This window comes from Luteibacter sp. (assembly GCF_051958795.1).
GTDB lineage: Bacteria > Pseudomonadota > Gammaproteobacteria > Xanthomonadales > Rhodanobacteraceae > Luteibacter.
The window spans coordinates 1-17,666 of the sequence record NZ_JBQCFT010000268.1 but is presented as its reverse complement, the minus strand read 5'-3'; the positions used below and the strand labels follow the sequence as shown (position 1 = coordinate 17,666).

General features: G+C 66.4%; 18 protein-coding genes. 9 read left to right on the top strand and 9 right to left on the bottom strand.

Features of this window, described 5'->3' with window-relative positions; translation table 11 throughout:
- Positions 1-59 precede the first annotated feature (59 nt).
- From ACTHLF_RS14225 to ACTHLF_RS14200, 6 genes are read left to right on the top strand one after another with little or no spacing between them, the layout of a single operon-like run.
- On the top strand, positions 60-1,031 hold the full coding sequence (locus ACTHLF_RS14225) for an alpha/beta fold hydrolase (protein ID WP_440328002.1): 972 nt from the start codon (positions 60-62) through the stop codon (positions 1,029-1,031).
- A gap of 1 nt (position 1,032) precedes the next feature.
- Complete coding sequence (locus ACTHLF_RS14220) at positions 1,033-1,443, top strand: hypothetical protein (protein WP_440328001.1); 411 nt, start codon at positions 1,033-1,035, stop codon at positions 1,441-1,443.
- Positions 1,436-1,630, top strand: coding sequence for a helix-turn-helix transcriptional regulator (locus tag ACTHLF_RS14215; protein ID WP_440328000.1), 195 nt, complete (start codon positions 1,436-1,438; stop codon positions 1,628-1,630). Before ACTHLF_RS14220 ends, ACTHLF_RS14215 begins: the two co-directional genes overlap by 8 nt.
- Before the next feature lie 4 nt (positions 1,631-1,634).
- Positions 1,635-3,200, top strand: a complete 1,566-nt coding sequence (locus ACTHLF_RS14210) for an alpha/beta hydrolase (protein WP_440327999.1) — start codon at positions 1,635-1,637, stop codon at positions 3,198-3,200.
- Positions 3,197-3,931 carry an ABC transporter ATP-binding protein gene (locus tag ACTHLF_RS14205; protein WP_440327998.1) on the top strand — a complete coding sequence of 245 codons (735 nt, stop codon included), beginning with the start codon at positions 3,197-3,199 and terminating at the stop codon, positions 3,929-3,931. The genes ACTHLF_RS14210 and ACTHLF_RS14205 overlap by 4 nt, the downstream gene beginning before the upstream one ends.
- A complete protein-coding gene (locus tag ACTHLF_RS14200; protein ID WP_440327997.1) occupies positions 3,928-5,103 on the top strand; it encodes an ABC transporter permease in 1,176 nt (391 codons plus the stop codon). Before ACTHLF_RS14205 ends, ACTHLF_RS14200 begins: the two co-directional genes overlap by 4 nt.
- A gap of 115 nt (positions 5,104-5,218) precedes the next feature.
- Here ACTHLF_RS14200 and ACTHLF_RS14195 read toward each other — a convergent pair whose 3' ends face one another.
- Positions 5,219-7,333, bottom strand: a complete 2,115-nt coding sequence (locus tag ACTHLF_RS14195; protein WP_440327996.1) for a TonB-dependent receptor family protein — start codon at positions 7,331-7,333, stop codon at positions 5,219-5,221.
- Positions 7,334-7,458: 125 nt separating this feature from the next.
- Between ACTHLF_RS14195 and ACTHLF_RS14190 the strand changes: the two genes are divergently transcribed.
- Together ACTHLF_RS14190 and ACTHLF_RS14185 are read left to right on the top strand one after the other, a co-directional pair.
- Positions 7,459-8,295 carry a class I SAM-dependent methyltransferase gene (locus ACTHLF_RS14190; protein ID WP_440327995.1) on the top strand — a complete coding sequence of 279 codons (837 nt, stop codon included), beginning with the start codon at positions 7,459-7,461 and terminating at the stop codon, positions 8,293-8,295.
- Position 8,296: 1 nt separating this feature from the next.
- Positions 8,297-8,878 (top strand): rRNA large subunit pseudouridine synthase E, encoded by a 582-nt coding sequence (locus ACTHLF_RS14185; RefSeq protein ID WP_440327994.1) that lies wholly within the window; start codon positions 8,297-8,299, stop codon positions 8,876-8,878.
- Positions 8,879-9,043: 165 nt separating this feature from the next.
- On the opposite strand, the gene dgoD is transcribed toward ACTHLF_RS14185, so the two are convergent.
- From dgoD to ACTHLF_RS14145, 8 genes are read right to left on the bottom strand one after another with little or no spacing between them, the layout of a single operon-like run.
- Positions 9,044-10,195, bottom strand: coding sequence for a galactonate dehydratase (dgoD, locus tag ACTHLF_RS14180; protein WP_440327993.1), 1,152 nt, complete (start codon positions 10,193-10,195; stop codon positions 9,044-9,046).
- A gap of 11 nt (positions 10,196-10,206) precedes the next feature.
- Positions 10,207-10,818, bottom strand: a complete 612-nt coding sequence (locus ACTHLF_RS14175) for a 2-dehydro-3-deoxy-6-phosphogalactonate aldolase (RefSeq protein ID WP_440327992.1) — start codon at positions 10,816-10,818, stop codon at positions 10,207-10,209.
- A 5-nt stretch (positions 10,819-10,823) separates the two neighbouring features.
- Positions 10,824-11,630: an SDR family oxidoreductase gene (locus tag ACTHLF_RS14170; RefSeq protein WP_440327991.1), complete on the bottom strand. Its 807-nt coding sequence runs from the start codon at positions 11,628-11,630 to the stop codon at positions 10,824-10,826.
- Between the two features lie 2 nt (positions 11,631-11,632).
- On the bottom strand, positions 11,633-12,520 hold the full coding sequence (locus tag ACTHLF_RS14165) for an SMP-30/gluconolactonase/LRE family protein (protein ID WP_440327990.1): 888 nt from the start codon (positions 12,518-12,520) through the stop codon (positions 11,633-11,635).
- A complete protein-coding gene (araH, locus tag ACTHLF_RS14160; RefSeq protein WP_440327989.1) occupies positions 12,520-13,521 on the bottom strand; it encodes an L-arabinose ABC transporter permease AraH in 1,002 nt (333 codons plus the stop codon). The genes ACTHLF_RS14165 and araH overlap by 1 nt, the downstream gene beginning before the upstream one ends.
- Positions 13,522-13,525: 4 nt before the next feature.
- Positions 13,526-15,055, bottom strand: a complete 1,530-nt coding sequence (gene araG, locus ACTHLF_RS14155) for an L-arabinose ABC transporter ATP-binding protein AraG (protein ID WP_440327988.1) — start codon at positions 15,053-15,055, stop codon at positions 13,526-13,528.
- Complete coding sequence (locus ACTHLF_RS14150) at positions 15,055-16,047, bottom strand: arabinose ABC transporter substrate-binding protein (protein WP_440327987.1); 993 nt, start codon at positions 16,045-16,047, stop codon at positions 15,055-15,057. Before ACTHLF_RS14150 ends, araG begins: the two co-directional genes overlap by 1 nt.
- Before the next feature lie 27 nt (positions 16,048-16,074).
- Positions 16,075-17,073 carry a 2-dehydro-3-deoxygalactonokinase gene (locus ACTHLF_RS14145; protein WP_440327986.1) on the bottom strand — a complete coding sequence of 333 codons (999 nt, stop codon included), beginning with the start codon at positions 17,071-17,073 and terminating at the stop codon, positions 16,075-16,077.
- A 104-nt stretch (positions 17,074-17,177) separates the two neighbouring features.
- On the opposite strand from ACTHLF_RS14145, the gene ACTHLF_RS14140 reads away from it, so the two are divergent.
- On the top strand, positions 17,178-17,666 hold a 489-nt coding region (locus tag ACTHLF_RS14140; protein WP_440327985.1), incomplete at its 3' end, for a LysR family transcriptional regulator.

Genomic DNA, 17,666 nt, shown 5'->3' with positions numbered 1-17,666 from the left:
AAATGCGATGTCAAGCATCCTTGACATGCGACGCGGCCGGGGGCAGGATGCTGTCAAGCGTGCTTGACACGCTCCACGCCAACGAAAGGGGTTCGAACATGTCGTACCGCATCGTCCTGCGCGCCGCCGCCCTGCTGATGGCCGCCTGCGCCGCCTCCACCCTGCACGCCGCTACCCCGGCCACCGCCTCTGCCGCGAACCACGCCGTCCAGGCCGGGACGCTGACGGTCGAACGCCACGGCACCTCCGGCACCCCGGTCATCCTGATCCCCGGCCTGGCGGGCGGTCCCTGGGTTTGGAAGGACACCATCGCCGACCTCGAGAAGCGCCACGTCGTCTACGCCGTGACCCTCGCGGGCTTCGATGGCACGCCGGCACCCTCGGCGGACGGCAACTGGATGGACCGTGCCGACGCATCGCTCGCGCAGTACATCGAGCAGAACCACATCGACAAGCCGATCCTCGTGGGGCACAGCCTCGGTGGCACGCTCGCCCTGCGCTTCGCCGGCCGTCACCCGGACCTGACCCGCGGCGTGGTCGCGGTCGATGGCCTGCCGATCTTCCCGGGCATGGAGCGGGTCACGCCCGAGCAGCGCGCAGGCATCGCGGCGCAGTTGAAGACGAAAACCGAAGGCGCCTCGCCCGATGAGTTCAAGGCGCAGCAACTCGCCTACATGCAGAACATCGGCACGCTTGACGCCGCCACCGCGGAACGCGTCGCCCCGCTCAACGCGCGCAGCGACCAGAAAGCCGTCGCACGCTACATGGCCGAGGATGCCGGCGCCGATTTCCGCCCCGACCTGAAGGCCGCGAAAGCACCGATCCTCGAGATCACGGCGTTCGCCGAACAGGATTCGCAGATGGGTCCGATGAAGATCACGCAGGAGCAGAAGGTGGCCTACTACCAGTCGCTGCTTGCCGATGCGCCGCAGGCGAAAGTGATCGCGCTCGCACCGTCGCGCCACTATGTCATGCTCGACCAGCCTGCCGCGTTCGGCAAGGCGCTCAACGCTTTCATCGAGGCCCACTGACATGGCGATGCGTGCGGTCCACAAGCGCTACCTGCGCGAGTTCTTCCCGGCCATGGTGGGGTACATGATCCTGCTGTTCGCCTCGGTCAGCTGGCTGAAGTCGCTGGACGGCACGCTGGCCCGCACGCTTGTCACCCTGCTTCCCGCCTTGCCCATCGCCTTCGTCATCCGCGCCATGGTGCGGGTGATCCGCGACCAGGATGAATTCGAGCGACGCATCGACCTGGAGGCGATCGCCATCGCGGGAGGCATCGGCGGGTTTGGCTTCTTCACCTACGGCCTGCTCCTGAACGCCAGGGTGCTCGAACAGCCGACAGGTGCCTCGGTGGCGGTCTGGGTCTTCCCGATCCTGCTTGGCCTGTTCGGGGTGGCCAAGTGCGCCATCCGCTTCTACTACCGCAGCCATGAATAACCGGGTCCGCGAACTGCGCACGGCGCTGGGCTGGTCACAGGCCGACCTCGGCGAACACCTCGACGTGTCGCGGCAGACCGTGAACGCTATCGAGACCGGCAAGTACGATCCGAGCCTGCCACTGGCGTTCAAGATCGCCGGGCTGTTCTCGCTATCCATCGAATCCATCTTCACGCCGGAGCCATGAAGGCATGAAACGTCCGCGTCGCATCGTTGCCATCGTCGTGATCCTTATCGCCGCGTTCGCTGGCCGGCAGGTGATGAAGCACCCGCGCGCCGAAGCGGCCGCCCCGGCCACCGCTCCCGTCGCCGACACCACGCCCGTCGTGCCGCGCACCTGGAAACTGGGCACGCTGGAGCTGCACCCATGCGAACTGGGGCAGCCGCATTCCGGGCTTTCCACCGCGGCATGGTGCGCAACGTTCCAGGTCCCGGAGGATCGTGCGCATCCAGAGGGGCGCAAGCTCGACATGCGCCTCGCCGTCGTGCGCAGTAGCGCCCAGGTGCCCGCGGACGATCCGGTCGTTTTCCTCGCCGGTGGCCCGGGCCAGGCAGCGACGGAGACCTATGCCAGCATCGCGCCGGCCATGGCGCTGGTGCTGGCGCACCGCAACGTCATCCTGCTCGACCAGCGTGGCACCGGCGGCTCACACCCGCTGAGCTGCCGCGAGGGCGACGACCATGACGTGCCGGGCGGCTCGGAAGACAGCCGCGGCGTCGATGCGGAGGCCGTTCGCAGGGAAACGAAGCGCTGCCTGGACGGTCTTTCCGCGAATGCCGATGTGCGTTTCTACACGACCACGGATGCGGTGGCCGATCTCGAAGACGTACGCAAGGCACTGGGCTCGCCCCATTTCAACATCCTGGGCGTGTCGTACGGCACGCGGGTGGCGCAGCAGTACGCCATGGGCCACCCCGATGCCGTGCGCACGCTGGTGCTCGATGGCATCGCACCCAACGCGCTGGTCCTCGGCGAAGACTTCGCGGTGAACCTCGATGCAGCGCTCAAGGCCCAGTTCGCCCGTTGCGCCAACGACGAGGCCTGTCGCGCGCGCTTCGCCGACCCTTACCAGACGCTCTACCAGCTACGCGATGCGCTGCGTGCCAATCCGCACAAGGTGAGCTTCCGCGATCCGCAGACGTACGCCAGCACGCAGCGGGTGCTGAGCGAGTACATCCTTGCCACGGTGGTGCGCATGTTCGCTTACTCGCCGGAGACGGCGGCGTTGCTGCCACTGTCGATCGACGCCGCCGCGCGAGGTGACGTGGGCCCGCTGCTGGGCCAGGCGAAGCTGCTTACCGGCGACCTCGGCGACACCATGGACGGCGGCATGCAGTACACGGTGATCTGTTCCGAAGATGCGGATCTCTTGACCTCGCGGCCGCAGGACAAGGACACGATCCTGGGCGACAACATGATCGAGGCGTTCAAGGCGGCGTGCTCGGTGTGGCCGCACGGCACGCGCCCGGCGGACTTCCACGAGTCATTGAAGAGCCAGGTGCCGGCCCTGCTCATGTCCGGCGAATTCGACCCGGTGACGCCCCCGCGTTACGGCGATGAAGTGCTCAAGGGGCTGCCGAATGGCCGCCATTTCGTCCTGAAGGGTCAGGGCCACAACGTGGTCGCGCGTGGCTGCATGCCGCGCCTGCTCGACCAGTTCATCGACAAGGCGGACGCGAAGGCGCTGGATGGCCAGTGCCTCGAGCGGCTTTCGCCAGCCCCCGTATTCGTCGGTTTCAATGGAGCGACGCCATGATCGAAGTAAAGGACCTGCATAAGTCATTCGGCGATGTGAAAGCCGTGGACGGCGTGAGCTTTACGGCGCGCGATGGCGAGATCACCGGCTTGCTGGGCCCGAACGGTGCCGGCAAGACCACGACGCTGCGCATGCTCTACACCCTGATGAAGCCCGATGCGGGGCAGGTGCTGGTCGATGGCATCGATCCGATGCAGGATCCGGTGGCCGTCCGCCGGCAGCTCGGCGTGTTGCCGGATGCGCGCGGGCTGTACAAGCGGCTCACCGCGTCCGAGAACATCACGTACTTCGGCCGCCTGCAGGGCATGACCGATGCGGCGATCCGCGTGCGCCGCGAAGCGTTGATCGATGCGCTGGAGATGCGCGACATCGCCACGCGCCGCACGGAAGGCTTCTCGCAGGGCCAGCGGGTGAAGACGGCGATCGCGCGCGCCCTGGTGCACGACCCGCGCAATGTCCTGCTCGACGAGCCGACCAATGGCCTCGATGTCATGGCCACCCGCGCCATGCGCCGCTTCATGCACCAGTTGAAGGCCGAGGGACGCTGCGTGCTGTTTTCCAGCCACATCATGCAGGAGGTCGCCGCGCTGTGCGATCGCATCGTCGTGATCGCCCACGGCACCGTGGTCGCGGACGATACGCCCGCCGCGCTGCTCGAGAAGACCGGGCAGGCCAGCCTCGAGGATGCCTTCGTGAAGATCATCGGTACCGACGAGGGTCTCGCCGCATGAATGCTTTTCGTGCCGTCTACTGGAAAGAAGTCCGCGAGAACCTGCGTGATCGCCGAACGCTGATTAATGCGCTCATCACTGGGCCGCTGCTGGGGCCCGTGCTGTTCATCATGCTGATGAACGTCATGGTGAACCGCGAGCTGGCGCGCGCCGACCAGCCGATCCGCGTGCCGGTGATCGGGGCGGAACTCGCCCCCAACTTCGTGAACGCGCTGAAAGCCGCCGGCATCGATGCGAATCCCGGCATCAATGACCCCGAGCGCGCGGTGCACGACATGCGCGCCGATGTCGTGATCCGCATCGATCCGGATTACGTGAAAGCCTGGAACAAGGGGCAGTCGGTGCAGGTGGAGGTCATCTACGACTCCTCGCGGCGGGATGCGAACACCACGGTGGCGCGCGTGCGTAGCGTCGTCGAGAGCTTCGCGCGCCGCGAAGGTGCGATGCGCCTCATCGCACGCGGGCTGTCGCCTTCCACCGCCTGGCCGGTCAACGTGGCGGACCGCGACCAGGCCACCTCGCAGTCGCGTTCGGCGCTGATGTTCTCGTTCCTTCCGTACTTCTTCGTGCTCACCGTGTTCATGGGTGGCATGTACCTCGCCATCGACCTCACCGCCGGCGAGCGGGAGCGGCAATCGCTGGAGCCGCTGTTCGTGAATCCCGTGGCGCGCTGGAAGATCCTTGCCGGAAAGCTCGCGGCGATCTGCACGTTCTCGGTGATCAGCCTGCTGCTGAGCGTCGCCGCGTTCTCCACGGCGCCCTGGTTCATCCCGACGGAGAAGCTGGGCATCGTGCTCGACCTCGGGCTCCGCTTCGGCGCGCAGGTAGTACTGCTGATGCTGCCGCTCATCGTGCTCCTCGCGGCGCTGCAGTCGTTCGTCTCCGCGCTCGCCAAGAGCTACCGCGAAGCACAGACCTACCTGTCGATCCTCATGATCATCCCCATCCTGCCGAGCGCGCTGCTGTCGGTGATACCGGTGAAGCCGGAACCGTGGATGTACTCGGTCCCGCTGCTGGGGCAGAACCTGGGCATCGTGCAGCTGCTGCGCGGCGATGGCATCACCGGGCAGGAGCTGGGGCTGTGTCTCGCCGGCGGGTTTGCCGCGGCGGCGGTGGCGGTGTGGGCAACGGCGGTGCTTTACCGATCGGAGCGGCTGGCCATTTCGGCCTGAGCGCATCGCGTAAGAGCCCACCCTGTGGGCGACATCTTTCGCCAGTGCGCTTCAGGCCCTGCGGCTCTTTCGCGAACGGCGTCGCCCACAGGGTGGGCTCCTACGCGCGATGGTGTTACCGCCAGGTCACATCCACACCGACCAGGAACGTCCGCCCGGGTGCTGGCTCGAAGTACCGCCCGTTCCCGTCGTTGACGATGACCGAGCCGATCACATGCCGGTCCGCCAGGTTGTCCACGCGGGCGAAGGTGTTCACCCGCCACGGGCCCTCATCGAACACGTAGCCACCCGACAGGCCGAACAGCGCATAGCCGGGTGCGACGGCCGTGCCCAGGTCGTTCGCCGTCGTGGCGCCCATCGCATTCATGTCGAACCCTGCCTGCACGCCGGTATCGCCGCCGTACTTCAGCGCGGCGTAGCCCATCGAACGGGGGACGCCAGGGATACGCGTACCAGCACTTACCGGTGTATCCGGCGCCGCGCAGCCGGCCGACACGCAGGTGAGGAACGGTGTGCGGAAGCTCGCCTCGAGGTGGGTGTACGACGCGACGAGGTGCAGTTCATTCGCGAGGGTGCCATCGAACGACGCCTCGATGCCCTGGCGGCGTGAGCGCGCGATGTTCTGGTACGTGGTACGCCCGCCGACATTCGTCGCCACCGCCAGTTCGTTGTCGCTGTCGGCACGGAACACGGCCAGCCCGGCCTTCATGCCGTCCGTGGGTTGCAGCTTGATGCCGACCTCGCTGTTGCGCGACTTCGAGGGTTTCAGGTCGAATGCCAGCCCCGCGCCGCCATCGGCCCGGTAGCCGATCTCGGAGAAGGTCGGCGTTTCAAACCCGCGGCCCCAGTTCGCATACACATGGGCCCAGGAGGCGGCGCGCCACAGTACGCCGAACACCGGCGTGGTAGCCGAATAGCGTTCGGAACCGCTGTCGTCCGGATTGCCGGGCACGATGTAGCGGTCGTCCGAGTCGAAGTGCACATCGCTGTGGCGCACGCCGCCCATCAGCGTCCACGCATCGGCGACGCGCCACGTGGCCTGGGCGTACTGGTCGAAATCGAATACCCGGTCGATCTCGTCGCGGCGTAGCGCACCGCGCACGCCCAGCGTGGTGCCGACGAAATTGTTGTAGCCCTGGCGATGCTGGTGCTGGTTGTCGTATGCCACGCCTGCAGCAAGCTCGAAGGGCCGGCCCAGCAGGTCGTCGCGCCAGGTCCAGCGCGCATCGCCGCCGCCGTAGGCGTTGCCCAGGTCGACCACGCCGCCCGAATTCCCGCGCTGCGAGGTCTGCGTCGCCACCGGAATCGACAGGTACTGCGTCACCGTGCGCTGGCCGTAATAGGTCATGACGCGCAGGCTGTTCGCGTTGTCGATCCGCTGGTCGTAGATCAGGCCGGCCTGCTGCTGGTCTGCCGACTTGCGCGTGTTGAACGTGTCCGCGACGCTGGCGACCTGGCGTGGATCGGCATGGAACTGGGCCTTGGTCAGGCCGAGCGGATCCTGTGCCCCCGGAATATCCACCGCGTTGAGCACCAGGGTGAGCTTGCGGTCGTCATCGATCTTCCAGCCCAGCTTCGCATTACCGGATTCGCGCCGCGCCGCGCTGTGGTCGCGGTAACCGCTGGTGCGGAAGTGGCTCAGGTCCACGTTGTAATCGACCGGCCCTTCCACGCCGCGCGCATTGAGCGAGGTACGGAAGACGCCATTGCTGCCGCCCGCCACGCCGAACCGCCACTCGGGCGGCGTCGTGCCATCGGCGGTGAACAGCTGGATGACGCCGCCGGAGGCATTGCCGTACAGGGCGGAGAACGGGCCGCGCAGGACCTCGACCCGTTCGGCCGAATCGAGGTTGAAGTGGGTCACCTGGCCCTGGCCATCCGGCATGGTGGCCGGTATGCCATCGGTGTACAGGCGTATGCCGCGGATGCCGAACGTGGAACGCGCACCAAACCCGCGGATCGAGATCTGCGTGTCCTGCGCGTAATTCTGCCGGTCGCGCGCGGTGACGCCGGGAATCGACTGCAGCCGTTCGGAGAGGTTGACGTCGAGCGTGCCATCGGGCGGCGTGCGCACCGAATCGATGGCGGCGGGAATGTCGTAAGGCGATTGCGCGCTGCGCGTCGCCGTGACCACGACGGGCGCAAGCGGTTGGGCCTGCTGCGCGGCGGCCGTACCGCCGAGCGCAAGCAGGATGGCGCCCGTGAGGAAGCGGGCCGGGGGGACGTGCATGGGGTAGTCCCTGTGGGGGGAAGCCCCATGATGCTCGTCCATCCGTGACGGCCAGTGCAAGACACGCGTCGCCGCGCCGGGGCCGTGCTAGATTTCGTGCCCTGTCCCCCACGCTGGTAGCCGTCATGAAGAAGCTCCTCCTCGCAGGTCTCATCGGTCTTTCCCTTCCGGCTGCCAGCATGGCGATGGATGCCGACCAGCCCGCGCAGGCCACGCCGCCGGCCAGTGCCAGCCAGGCGTCCGCCACCCAGCTCGACGCTGCCGTCGCCGGCAAGTGGCGCGATCCGAAGAACTCCGCGCGTGACGCGTACCGCCACCCGAAGGAAACGCTCGCCTTCTTCGGCATCCGCCCGGACATGACGGTCATCGAGATCTGGCCGTCGGGCGGCTGGTTCACCGAGATCCTCGCCCCGTACCTCAACGCGCACGGTCACTACATCGGCGCGGTGCCCCCGGGGTCGAAGAGCAAGACCGCGCTCGAGAACAAGTTCAAGTTCGCCCCGCAGCAGTACTCGAACGCGAAGCTGGTCGAGTTCGACGACAAGAAGCCGGTGCTCGGCCCGGATGGTTCGGCCGACATGGTGCTGACCTTCCGCAACGTGCATAACTGGGCTGCCGACGGCAACGCCGAGACGATGTTCAAGTCGTTCTTCAAGGTGCTGAAGCCGGGCGGCGTGCTCGGTGTGGAAGACCACCGCGCCGACAAGGGCAAGACCCTCGACCAGGTGGTCAACACCGGCTACCTGCCGACCGACTACGTGATCAAGCTCGCCACCGATGCCGGCTTCAAGCTGGATGGCCAGAGCGAGGTCAACGCCAACCCGAAGGACAACCACGACCACCCGAAGGGCGTCTGGACCCTTCCGCCGACGTTCGAGTTGGGCGACAAGGACAAGGCGAAGTACCAGGCCATCGGCGAATCCGACCGCATGACCCTGCGTTTCGTGAAGCCCGCGCAGTAACGTGCTGGTCGCCCTGAACAAACCTTTCGGGGTGCTGTGCCAGTTCACCGACGAAGCCGGCCGGCGTACGCTGGCCGACTTCGTCACGCAGAAGGGCGTCTACGCCGCCGGGCGCCTCGACCACGATAGCGAAGGCCTGCTGCTGCTCACCGACGATGGGGTGCTGCAGCACCGGCTTGCCGACCCGAAGCACAAGCAGGCGAAGACGTACGTGGTGATGGTCGAAGGGACGCCCACCGAGGAGGCGCTGGAGAAGCTGCGCCGCGGCGTCGTGCTCAACGATGGGCCGACCTTGCCGGCAGGCGCCGAGCTGATCGACGAGCCGGCGTGGCTATGGCCGCGCGATCCGCCCGTGCGCTTTCGCAAGACGGTGCCGGATGCCTGGCTGAGGATCACGCTGAAGGAAGGGCGGAACCGCCAGGTGCGCCGGATGACGGCGGCGGTGGGTTTGCCGACATTGCGGCTGATCCGCGAAGCGATCGGGGATTACCGGTTGGATGGGCTCGCTTCGGGCGAGACGCGCGTCCTTGATGCCGATCGCGCGCAAGCGCGCTCCCACAAAGAGCCACGCAACCGACGCTAATAAATCGTCGTAGGAGCCCACCCTGTGGGCGACATCTTTCGCCCCAAGACCATAAGGCCCAGCGGCGTCATCGCGAACGGCGTCGCCCACAGGGTGGGCTCCTACGGAGCCGAACGCACCGGCGTTAGCGAAACCCCTGTGGGAGCGCGCTTGCGCGCGATGCTCCTACCACTCCGCGACAGACCCATCCGGGTGGCGCCACAGCGGATTGCGCCAGTCCTGTACTTCGCAGCTGCGCTCGATGATCAGCTCTTCGTTCACATCGATGCCGAGGCCCGGGCCGGTGAACGGCTGGGCGTAACCGCCGTCGTCGAGCTTCAGCGCTTCCTTGTTGCGCACATAGTCGAGGACTTCGCCGCCCTTGTTGTAGTGGATGCCCATGCTCTGCTCCTGCAGCGTGGCGTTCCAGCTGACGAAGTCGACGTGCAGGCACGCCGCAAGCGCGATCGGGCCGAGCGGGCAATGCGGGGCGAGGGCGACGTCATAGGCCTCGGCCATCGCAGCGATCTTCACGCACTCGGTGATGCCGCCGGCGTGCGAGAGATCGGGCTGGATGATCGAGATGCCGCCACGCTCCAGCACGCCCTTGAACTCGAAGCGCGAATACATGCGCTCGCCGGCCGCGATGGGGATCGACGTGGCAGCGGCGATGCGCGGGTAGTACTCGGCCTGTTCCGCAAGCACCGGCTCCTCGATGAAGAGCGGGCGGAACGGTTCGAGTTCCTTGACCAGCACTTTCGCCATCGGCGCCGAGACGCGGCCATGGAAATCCAGGCCGAACTCGATGGTGTTGCCGAAGGCTTCGCGGATCTCCGCGACCTTCGCCACCGCGGCATCGACGTGCTTGCTCGAGGCGATGATGCTCATCTCCTCACAGCCATTCATCTTGAACGTATCGAAGCCGTGGGAAAGGCGCTCTTTCATCTGCGCGATGATGTCGGCCGGGCGATCGCCACCGACCCAGCAATAGGTCTTCATGCGGTCGCGCACGCGGCCGCCGAGCAGTTCGTACACCGGCGCGTTGAGCACCTTGCCCTTGATATCCCACAGCGCCTGGTCGATGCCGGCCATCGCGCTCATGAACACCGCGCCGCCACGATAGAAACCCCCGCGATACATCTGCTGCCAGATGTCGTTAATGCGCGAGGGGTCGCGGCCGATCACCATTTCGGAAAGCTCGTGCACGGCGGCTTCCACGGTGCGCGCGCGGCCTTCGACGACCGGTTCGCCCCAGCCGGTCACGCCCTCGTCGGTTTCCATCTTCAGGAACATCCAGCGGGGTGCGACGCGGTACGTGGTGATCTTGGTTACTTTCATGCTTTGCCCGGTTAGACGGATCGGTAGGCTTTGACGAAGGCTTCTGCGCGTTCGCGGGTGCGCGACACGGGCTGCCCCGGCTTGTACAGATCGCCACCGAGCCCCGCGCCGATACAACCCGCGTCGAGGAATTGTCCTACATTTTCCGGCGTGACGCCGCCCACCGCCAAAAGCGGCATATCCGGGGGTAAAACGGCCCGGATCGCCTTGATGTACGCGGGGCCGTAGACGCTGGCCGGGAACAGCTTCAGCGACTGGGCGCCGGCCTTCAGGGCGGTGAAGGCCTCGGTGGGGGTGGTGAAGCCGATCGAGGTGTACATGCCCCGGGCCCGGCCCTGGCGGATCACGTCGGGGTCGGTATTCGGGGTGACCAGCAGGGTGCCGCCCAGGTCGGCGACCCGGTCCACGTCTTCGGGGGTCAGTACCGTGCCGGCGCCGACAAGGGCCCGGTCACCCGCGGCCTGCACCGCCATGGGGATGCTGCGCTGCCAGTCGGGCGAGTTCAGCGGGACTTCGATGGCATCGAAGCCGGATTCGATCAGGGCTTCGACGTGGCCGACGACTTCATCGGGGGTGATGCCACGGAGGATGGCGATGAGGGGGAGCGCGGTAGGCCAGGCCATGGGGTTCACTCGTGGTAGAGCTGGGAACGGCCGCCATCGATGCGGATGTCGGCGGCGTTGATGTAGCGAGCCTCATCGGAGGCGAGGAACAGCGCGGTATACGCGATTTCCTGCGGCTCACCGATCCGCTTGTTCGGCAGGATCTCGGTCTGCTTGCGGCGCTCGGCCACCGGGTCCGGCGCGGCAGCGAAGCCGGCCTCGGCGATGGCGGTGAGGACCAGGCCGGGCGAGATCGAGTTCACGCGGATGTTCTTCGCGGCGTACTCGAGACCGAGGGCCTTGGTCAGGCCGATCAGGCCGTGCTTGGCCACCGGGTAGGGGAAGCAGTGCGGGATGATCTTGTGGCCGTGCACCGAAGCGATATTGATGATGCTGCCGTGGCCCACGGAAAGCATGCCGGGCAGCACCGCCTTCGCGCAGTTCCAGGCGCCCTTCAGGTCGACTTCGAAGCAGCGCGTCCATTCCTCGTCGGTCAGCGACAGCGGTTCGTTGAAGACGTTGATGCCGGCATTGTTCACCAGCACGTCGGGCGCACCGAAGCGCTCGGTCGCCGCATCGACCATGCGCTGGATCGCCGCCGGGTCGGTGACGTCGGCCTGGAACAGCATCGCGTGTTCGGTGTTGAGCTCGGCGAGCGTCTGGCGGGCCTGCGCGTTGTCCTCGAGGACGTTGAGCACCACCGAGGCGCCATGGGCGGCAAACAGCTTCGCCGTGGCCGCGCCAATGCCCTGGGTGGCGCCGGTCACGATGGCGACCTTGCCGGCGAGGCGGGGGAGCGGGGTGGTACGCGGATCGGGTGTGATCGTGGTCATGCTTAAACCTTGTGTCCGTAGCGGGCCTCGGGGAGCCCGTGGCCGCGCGGGGGCGTGCCGATGAAGATGGCACCGTTCAACGGTTCGTCTTCGAGCACCGCCTCGTCGATGTACTTGAACGCCGATGTGATCACCATGCGGTCCAGCGCGGGGCCGGCGAAGGTGACACAGCTCGGCTGGCGGGCGGGGAGCTCGATGGTCGCGTCGAGGCGGCCATCGGGCGCGTAACGCGCGACGCGCGATGCGCCCCACTCGGCATTCCACAGGAAGCCGTCGGCATCGATCGTCGAGCCGTCCGGTTCCATGCCCCTGCGCAGCTCGGTGAACACGCGGATGCGGTCGACCTCGCCGCTCGCGGCATCGTAATCGCAGGCCATGATCTGCGCGGTGGGCGAATCGGTGAAATACATCGTGCCGCCATCGGGGCTGAAGCAGATGCTGTTGGTGATCGCAGCCTTGGGCAGTGCCAGGCGGTGCAGGCGGCCATCGTGGGTGTAACGCCAGAACGAAGCGACCTTCTCCGGCCCGGCTTCATTCAACGTGCCGAAGACCAGGTTGCCACCGCGGTCGCAGCGCCCATCGTTCGCGCGCGTGCCCAGGATGTCGGGTTCGATGTCCGCGAGGATGTGCAGCGTGCCATCGCGGGTGTCGTAGCGCGCCACCTGCTTCTCCAGCGCGAGCAGGAGCACGCCCTTCTGGTGGGTCAGGGCGAAGCAGCACACGCGCGCCGGCAGCTTCGCTTCGCTGACGTGGCCCGTGGCGGGATCGTAAGCGTACAGGTGCGAAGTAGCGATATCCGTCCAGCGCACCACGTTGGCGAGGTCATCCCAGATCACGCCCTCGGCGTGGGCCTGGCGTTGCGGGGAAAGTGGCTTGAACGAATCGGTCATCAGCGCGACTGCCTGCGGTTCTTGAGCTGGTCCACGAGCACGGCGATCAACAGGATCGTGCCGCGCACCACGTACTGGTAGAAGGCATCGATATTCAGGAGGCTCATGGCATTTTGCACGGTGCCCATGATGAGGACGCCAACGAGCACGCCGCTGATCGTCGCCCGGCCGCCCATCAGCGACACGCTACCCAGCACGCACGCCGAGATCACATCCAGTTCGAAACCTTCTCCCGCATTGGGCTGGCCACTGGTCATGCGCGACGCGAGGATGATGCCTGCCAGCGCGGCGACCGCGCCCTGGATCAGGAAGATGGCGATGCGCACGCGGTCCACCGCGACGCCCGCCAGGCGGGCGGCATCCGGGTTGCCGCCGATCGCCAGGGTGTTGCGGCCGTAGATTGTCTTGTTGAGCAGCACGCCGAACACGACGAAGCAGGCCACGGTGATCCACACCGGCACCGGCAGGCCGAACAGCTCCAGCGCGCCCAGGGTGAAGAAGGCTTCGCTGGTCACGCCCACCGCCTGGCCCTGCGAGGTGATGAAGGCCAGGCCACGCACGATCTCCATGGTCGCCAGCGTGGTGATCAGGGCGTTGATCCTGAGCTTGGCGATGACGACGCCGTTGAACGCGCCGATCGCCGCGCCGGCGGCCAGGCTCGCCGCGATACCCAGCGTGACGCTGCCGGTGGCGTTCGCCACGATCGCGCAGAGCACGCCGGAGAAGGCGACGACCGAGCCCACCGAGAGGTCGAAATCGCGCGAGGCGAGGCAGAACATCATGGTGCAGGCGACCATGCCGATCTGCGATACGGACAGCGCAAGGCCGACCACGTTGTCCCAGCTGAAGAAGTACTGCACGGTGAAGCTGAGCACGGTGAACAGCGCGATGAAGATCAGGATCAGGCTGTAATCATCCACGATCTGCCAGAGCAGGGCGCGGCGGCGGTCGGCCTGCGTCTCGCGCGTGGCCCCGATGGCAGCGGCATTGGTCTCGGTCATGGCTTCAAACATTCCTCATGGGGGTGGCGCTGGCGCCTTCGGGGAGCGCGGCGGCGAGCACGTTGTGTTCGTTCGCTTCGCCACGGTTGAACTCGGCGGTGATGCGCCCGCGGCACAGCGTGATGACGCGGTCCGAGACGCCGAGCACTTCCGGCAGCTCGCTGGAGATCATCACGATCGCGACACCACGGCCGGCCAGCTCATACAGCACGTTGTAGATTTCGTTCTTGGCGCCTACGTCGATGCCGCGGGTCGGCTCATCGACGATCAGGACGCGCAGGTCCTTCTCGGCGAGCCAGCGCGAGAGCACGGCCTTCTGCTGGTTGCCGCCCGAGAGCAGGCGGATCTCCTGGCGCCGGTGCGGCGTGCGGATGCGCAGGCGCTCGATGAAGGTATCGGCGGTGCGCGCTTCGTTGCGGTCGTTGATGAACAGGCCCGCGGTCAGGTGGTTGCGCCGCGTGCTGATGTTGATGTTCTCGGCTACCGAACGCACGCCGATGATGCCTTCTTCCTTGCGGTCTTCCGGGCAGAACACCAGGCCATGCCGGATCGAGTCGCGGATCCGCGAAGGCTTGACCGGACGGCCATCGACGCTGACTTCGCCGGCCAGCCGACGGTCGGCGCCGTAGACGACGCGCATGACTTCCGAGCGGCCTGCGCCAACCAGGCCGAAGAAGCCGACGATTTCACCGGCCTTGACGTCGAAGCTCATGGGCTGCGGCACGGCACGGCCGGACACGCCCTTCACGGAAAGGCGCACAGCCCCGTGCTCGCGCGGCTGGTAACCGAAGATGTCGCCGATGTCGCGGCCGACCATGCGCTGCACGAGTTCGTCGCGGGTCACGCCCTGCAGCGTGTCGAAATCGGCGACCTTGCGGCCATCACGGAAGATGGTCGCGGCATCGCACAGCTCGAAGATCTCATCGAGGCGGTGCGAGATGTAGATCATCGCCTTGCCCTGAGCGCGCAGGTCATTCACCAGGCGGAAAAGCACTTCCGTCTCGCGGTGTGACAGCGAGCTGGTCGGCTCATCGAGGGCAAGGATCTTCGCGTCGCGCAGGATCGCCTTCACGATCTCCACCATCTGCCGCTGGCCGATGGATAGCGACTTGAGGCGGGCGCGCGGGTCGAGATCGACGCCGAGCGCGTCGAGCCGTTCACGCGTCCACTTCAGGGCCGCGCGCCGATCGACCAGGCCGAAGCGGGTAGGTAGCCGGCCCAGGAGCAGGTTCTCCATGACCGAGAGCTCGGGCACGTACTGCAGCTCCTGGTGGATCACGGCGACGCCGGCCCCGATCGCGTCGGCGGCCGAGCGGAAGTGCATGACTTCACCATCGATCGCCACTTCGCCCTCGTCAGGGATGTACTCCCCGCCGAGGATCTTCATCATCGTGGACTTGCCGGCACCGTTCTCGCCGAGCAGGCCGTGCACGCTGCCGGCACGTACGCTGAAGCCCACGTCGCCGAGCGCGCGCACGCCGGGGAAGGTCTTCCCGATATGGCGGAATTCCAGGCGTGGCGCGACCGCGGCCATCAGAGCCCCATTTCCTTGCGCACTTCGGCCGCGTTGGCCTTGGTGATGAGGCGGCCGGTGGTCAGGGTGAGCGGCGGCGGGGCCTTGTCGTTCTTGATCCACACGTACAAATCCACCGAGGTCTCATAGCCGTGGCGCTTCGGGCTGATCAGCACGCTGCCGAAGAAGCCGGTGGCATCGGCCTTGGCGAACTCGTTCAGCGCGGACTTGCTGCCACCGATGCCGACGCCAATCATGTTGGGAGCACGGAAACCGCGGCCTTCGGCGGCACGGACGGCGCCCAGCACGGCTTCGTCGTTCAGGCCGAACGCGATCCAGTGCTTGTACTTCGGGTTCTGCGTGATGGCGATGTTGGCTGCGTTGAAGGCGTTTTCCGTATCGGTCTTCGCTTCCGGCGCGTTGACGACGTTGGCCTTCGGGAAACCGGCCGCCGTGAGCGCGGCGATCGCGCCATCGGTGCGGTCCTTGGCGGTCGGCAGCTGGTCGTACGAGATGCGCAGCGCACCCGTCTCTTCCGGCTTCCAGCCACGCTTCTTCATTTCATCGGCAATGGCCTGGCCCACCTGCTCGCCGATCTTGGTGGCGGAGATGCCCATGTGCGGCACGGATTCGATCGGCTTGCCCGAGCCGTCGACCAGGCGGTCGTCCACGGTCATGAGCTTGAGCCGGTTCATCTTTGCCTTGGCGACGATCGACGGGCCGAGCTTCACATCGGGCGTGCAGATGACGAAGCCCTGCGCGTGCTGGGCCTTGAGGTTATCGATGGCGGTGAGGACCTGGCCACCGTCCGGCGCGCCGATCTTGACGAGGGTAAAGCCCTTCTCCTTCGCGGCCTGTTCGGCGTACTTCCATTCATCCTGGAACCAGGGTTCCTCGGGCTGTTTCACGACGAAGCCGATCTTGACCGGTTCATCGGCGGCGAACGCCGGGCTGGCGGTCAGCGCCAGGGCCAGCGCAAGGGCTTTGAAACCCAGGGCGATCTTGATCTTCATGCGTTCCCTCCTCGAAAGTTTCGCTGTTTAACCGAGCAAGCCGCGGCGGCGGGCAATGGTGATCGCACCGTAGCCGGCCAGGTCGCGTTGCTCGTCGTCGCCCAGCACCGTGACGGTGCCGGAAAAGAAGTCGTCGCCTTCCACAAGGCGGCCGATCGCTTCACGCAGGATCGGCTTGCCGCTGATGACGAAGCGGGTGCCCGGGCTCATCCGGATCGCGCTGGAGTTCTTCAGCGTGAGCAGGTCGGAGCCGAGCACCGCACCCAGCAGGAAGTTGGCGCGCGCGTTGGCGTCGTACACCGCGAACTGATCGAGGATGCGCACGCTGAAGCACGCGCGGCCCAGGCCGATCTTGTTGGCGGAGGCCGCGCCGGCCAGCAGCATCTCGGGGTCGATGCGTTTGGCGAAGCCTTCCTTCAGCGAGCCGGCCAGGATCGTGTCGTGCGAGATCACGTGGAGCAGCTCGCCGGCGAGCGTCGTCACGCAGCCATCGATGCGCTGGTTGGCATCGATGCTGACGAACTTGGAGTGCGAGCCGGGCAGGACGATGACGGTGGGCTCGCGCAGGTTGAGGCGCTCGACCAGGGCGAAGGACTCGGTCTCCTCGCCGCGCATCATGTCCATGGCCTCGCAGTTGTGCAGGCCGATGTGATCCACCTTGTTGCGCACGCCAGGCACGAACCAGATGGGCTGGTGCCACACGTTCTCGACCAGCGACTCGCGCATGGCCTTCGCCAGGTCATCGATGCCTGCGGCGGCGGGCACGTGCGGGATCTCGCAGAGGCCGACGTTCGACGTGATCATGCCGGAGGCCAGCACACGGCTGATGTCGGCGCGATCGAGGTTCGCATCGGCCAGGGTCGCGGCGATGGTGTCACGCAGCGCATCTTCCAGTTTGCGGGTGCTGCCGGTGATCGCCGTATCGCGGACGCCCACCTGGGTGGCGGCCTGTCCGATGGGCTGGCCGTCACGCCACGCGGTGACGCGTGTGTTGGTGGTGCCGGTGTCGATGGTGAGGGTGTTCATCGAGGGTCCGTTCGCTAGACCACCCGATTCTTGGCGCCGCCCGCCGAGGCAGGCAAACTAGAAATTCTTCGGGCTTTCCCCAAATTTTTTTTGAAGACTTCGCGATGAAGCGTTCGCTACCCCTCAACGCCGTGCGTGTGTTCGAACTTGCGGCGCAGCATTTGAGCTTCACCAAGGCCGGCGAGGAGCTCTCGCTGACAGCGGCCGCGGTGAGTGCTCAAGTCAAATTGCTGGAGGCGTACCTCGGCACGCCGTTGTTTGTGCGTAGCAACAATAAGCTGGCACTGACGGCGGCGGGCGAGAATTACTTCCCCCGCGTCAGGGATGTTTTTCGTGCGTTGCAGCACGCCACGGACCAGGTCATGGGGCAGCGGAACGCGTCCTTGCGGGTCGCGGTACCTGCTACGTTCGGTACGAAGTGGCTCGTTCCCCGGCTGTTCCGCTTCTTCACCCGGCATCCGGACATCGCCGTTGAGGTGGTTACGGATGGCGGTGAGGCGGGCTGGGATCTGGCAATCGATGACCGGATTGGCGAGGGCATGGATCTGCTGGTGACGACGGGCTATACGCCGGTCTGCGCGCCCAGGGTGGCT

Excerpts from the sequence above, each read along its gene's own strand:
- ACTHLF_RS14220 (WP_440328001.1), top strand. The coding sequence starts at position 1,033 with ATGGCGATGCGTGCGGTCCACAAGCGCTACCTGCGCGAGTTCTTCCCG.
- ACTHLF_RS14215 (WP_440328000.1), top strand. The coding sequence starts at position 1,436 with ATGAATAACCGGGTCCGCGAACTGCGCACGGCGCTGGGCTGGTCACAG.
- ACTHLF_RS14210 (WP_440327999.1), top strand. The coding sequence starts at position 1,635 with ATGAAACGTCCGCGTCGCATCGTTGCCATCGTCGTGATCCTTATCGCC.
- ACTHLF_RS14205 (WP_440327998.1), top strand. The coding sequence starts at position 3,197 with ATGATCGAAGTAAAGGACCTGCATAAGTCATTCGGCGATGTGAAAGCC.
- ACTHLF_RS14200 (WP_440327997.1), top strand. The coding sequence starts at position 3,928 with ATGAATGCTTTTCGTGCCGTCTACTGGAAAGAAGTCCGCGAGAACCTG.
- ACTHLF_RS14195 (WP_440327996.1), bottom strand. The coding sequence starts at position 7,333 with ATGCACGTCCCCCCGGCCCGCTTCCTCACGGGCGCCATCCTGCTTGCG.
- ACTHLF_RS14190 (WP_440327995.1), top strand. The coding sequence starts at position 7,459 with ATGAAGAAGCTCCTCCTCGCAGGTCTCATCGGTCTTTCCCTTCCGGCT.
- dgoD (WP_440327993.1), bottom strand. The coding sequence starts at position 10,195 with ATGAAAGTAACCAAGATCACCACGTACCGCGTCGCACCCCGCTGGATG.
- ACTHLF_RS14175 (WP_440327992.1), bottom strand. The coding sequence starts at position 10,818 with ATGGCCTGGCCTACCGCGCTCCCCCTCATCGCCATCCTCCGTGGCATC.
- ACTHLF_RS14170 (WP_440327991.1), bottom strand. The coding sequence starts at position 11,630 with ATGACCACGATCACACCCGATCCGCGTACCACCCCGCTCCCCCGCCTC.
- ACTHLF_RS14165 (WP_440327990.1), bottom strand. The coding sequence starts at position 12,520 with ATGACCGATTCGTTCAAGCCACTTTCCCCGCAACGCCAGGCCCACGCC.
- araH (WP_440327989.1), bottom strand. The coding sequence starts at position 13,521 with ATGACCGAGACCAATGCCGCTGCCATCGGGGCCACGCGCGAGACGCAG.
- araG (WP_440327988.1), bottom strand. The coding sequence starts at position 15,055 with ATGGCCGCGGTCGCGCCACGCCTGGAATTCCGCCATATCGGGAAGACC.
- ACTHLF_RS14150 (WP_440327987.1), bottom strand. The coding sequence starts at position 16,047 with ATGAAGATCAAGATCGCCCTGGGTTTCAAAGCCCTTGCGCTGGCCCTG.
- ACTHLF_RS14145 (WP_440327986.1), bottom strand. The coding sequence starts at position 17,073 with ATGAACACCCTCACCATCGACACCGGCACCACCAACACACGCGTCACC.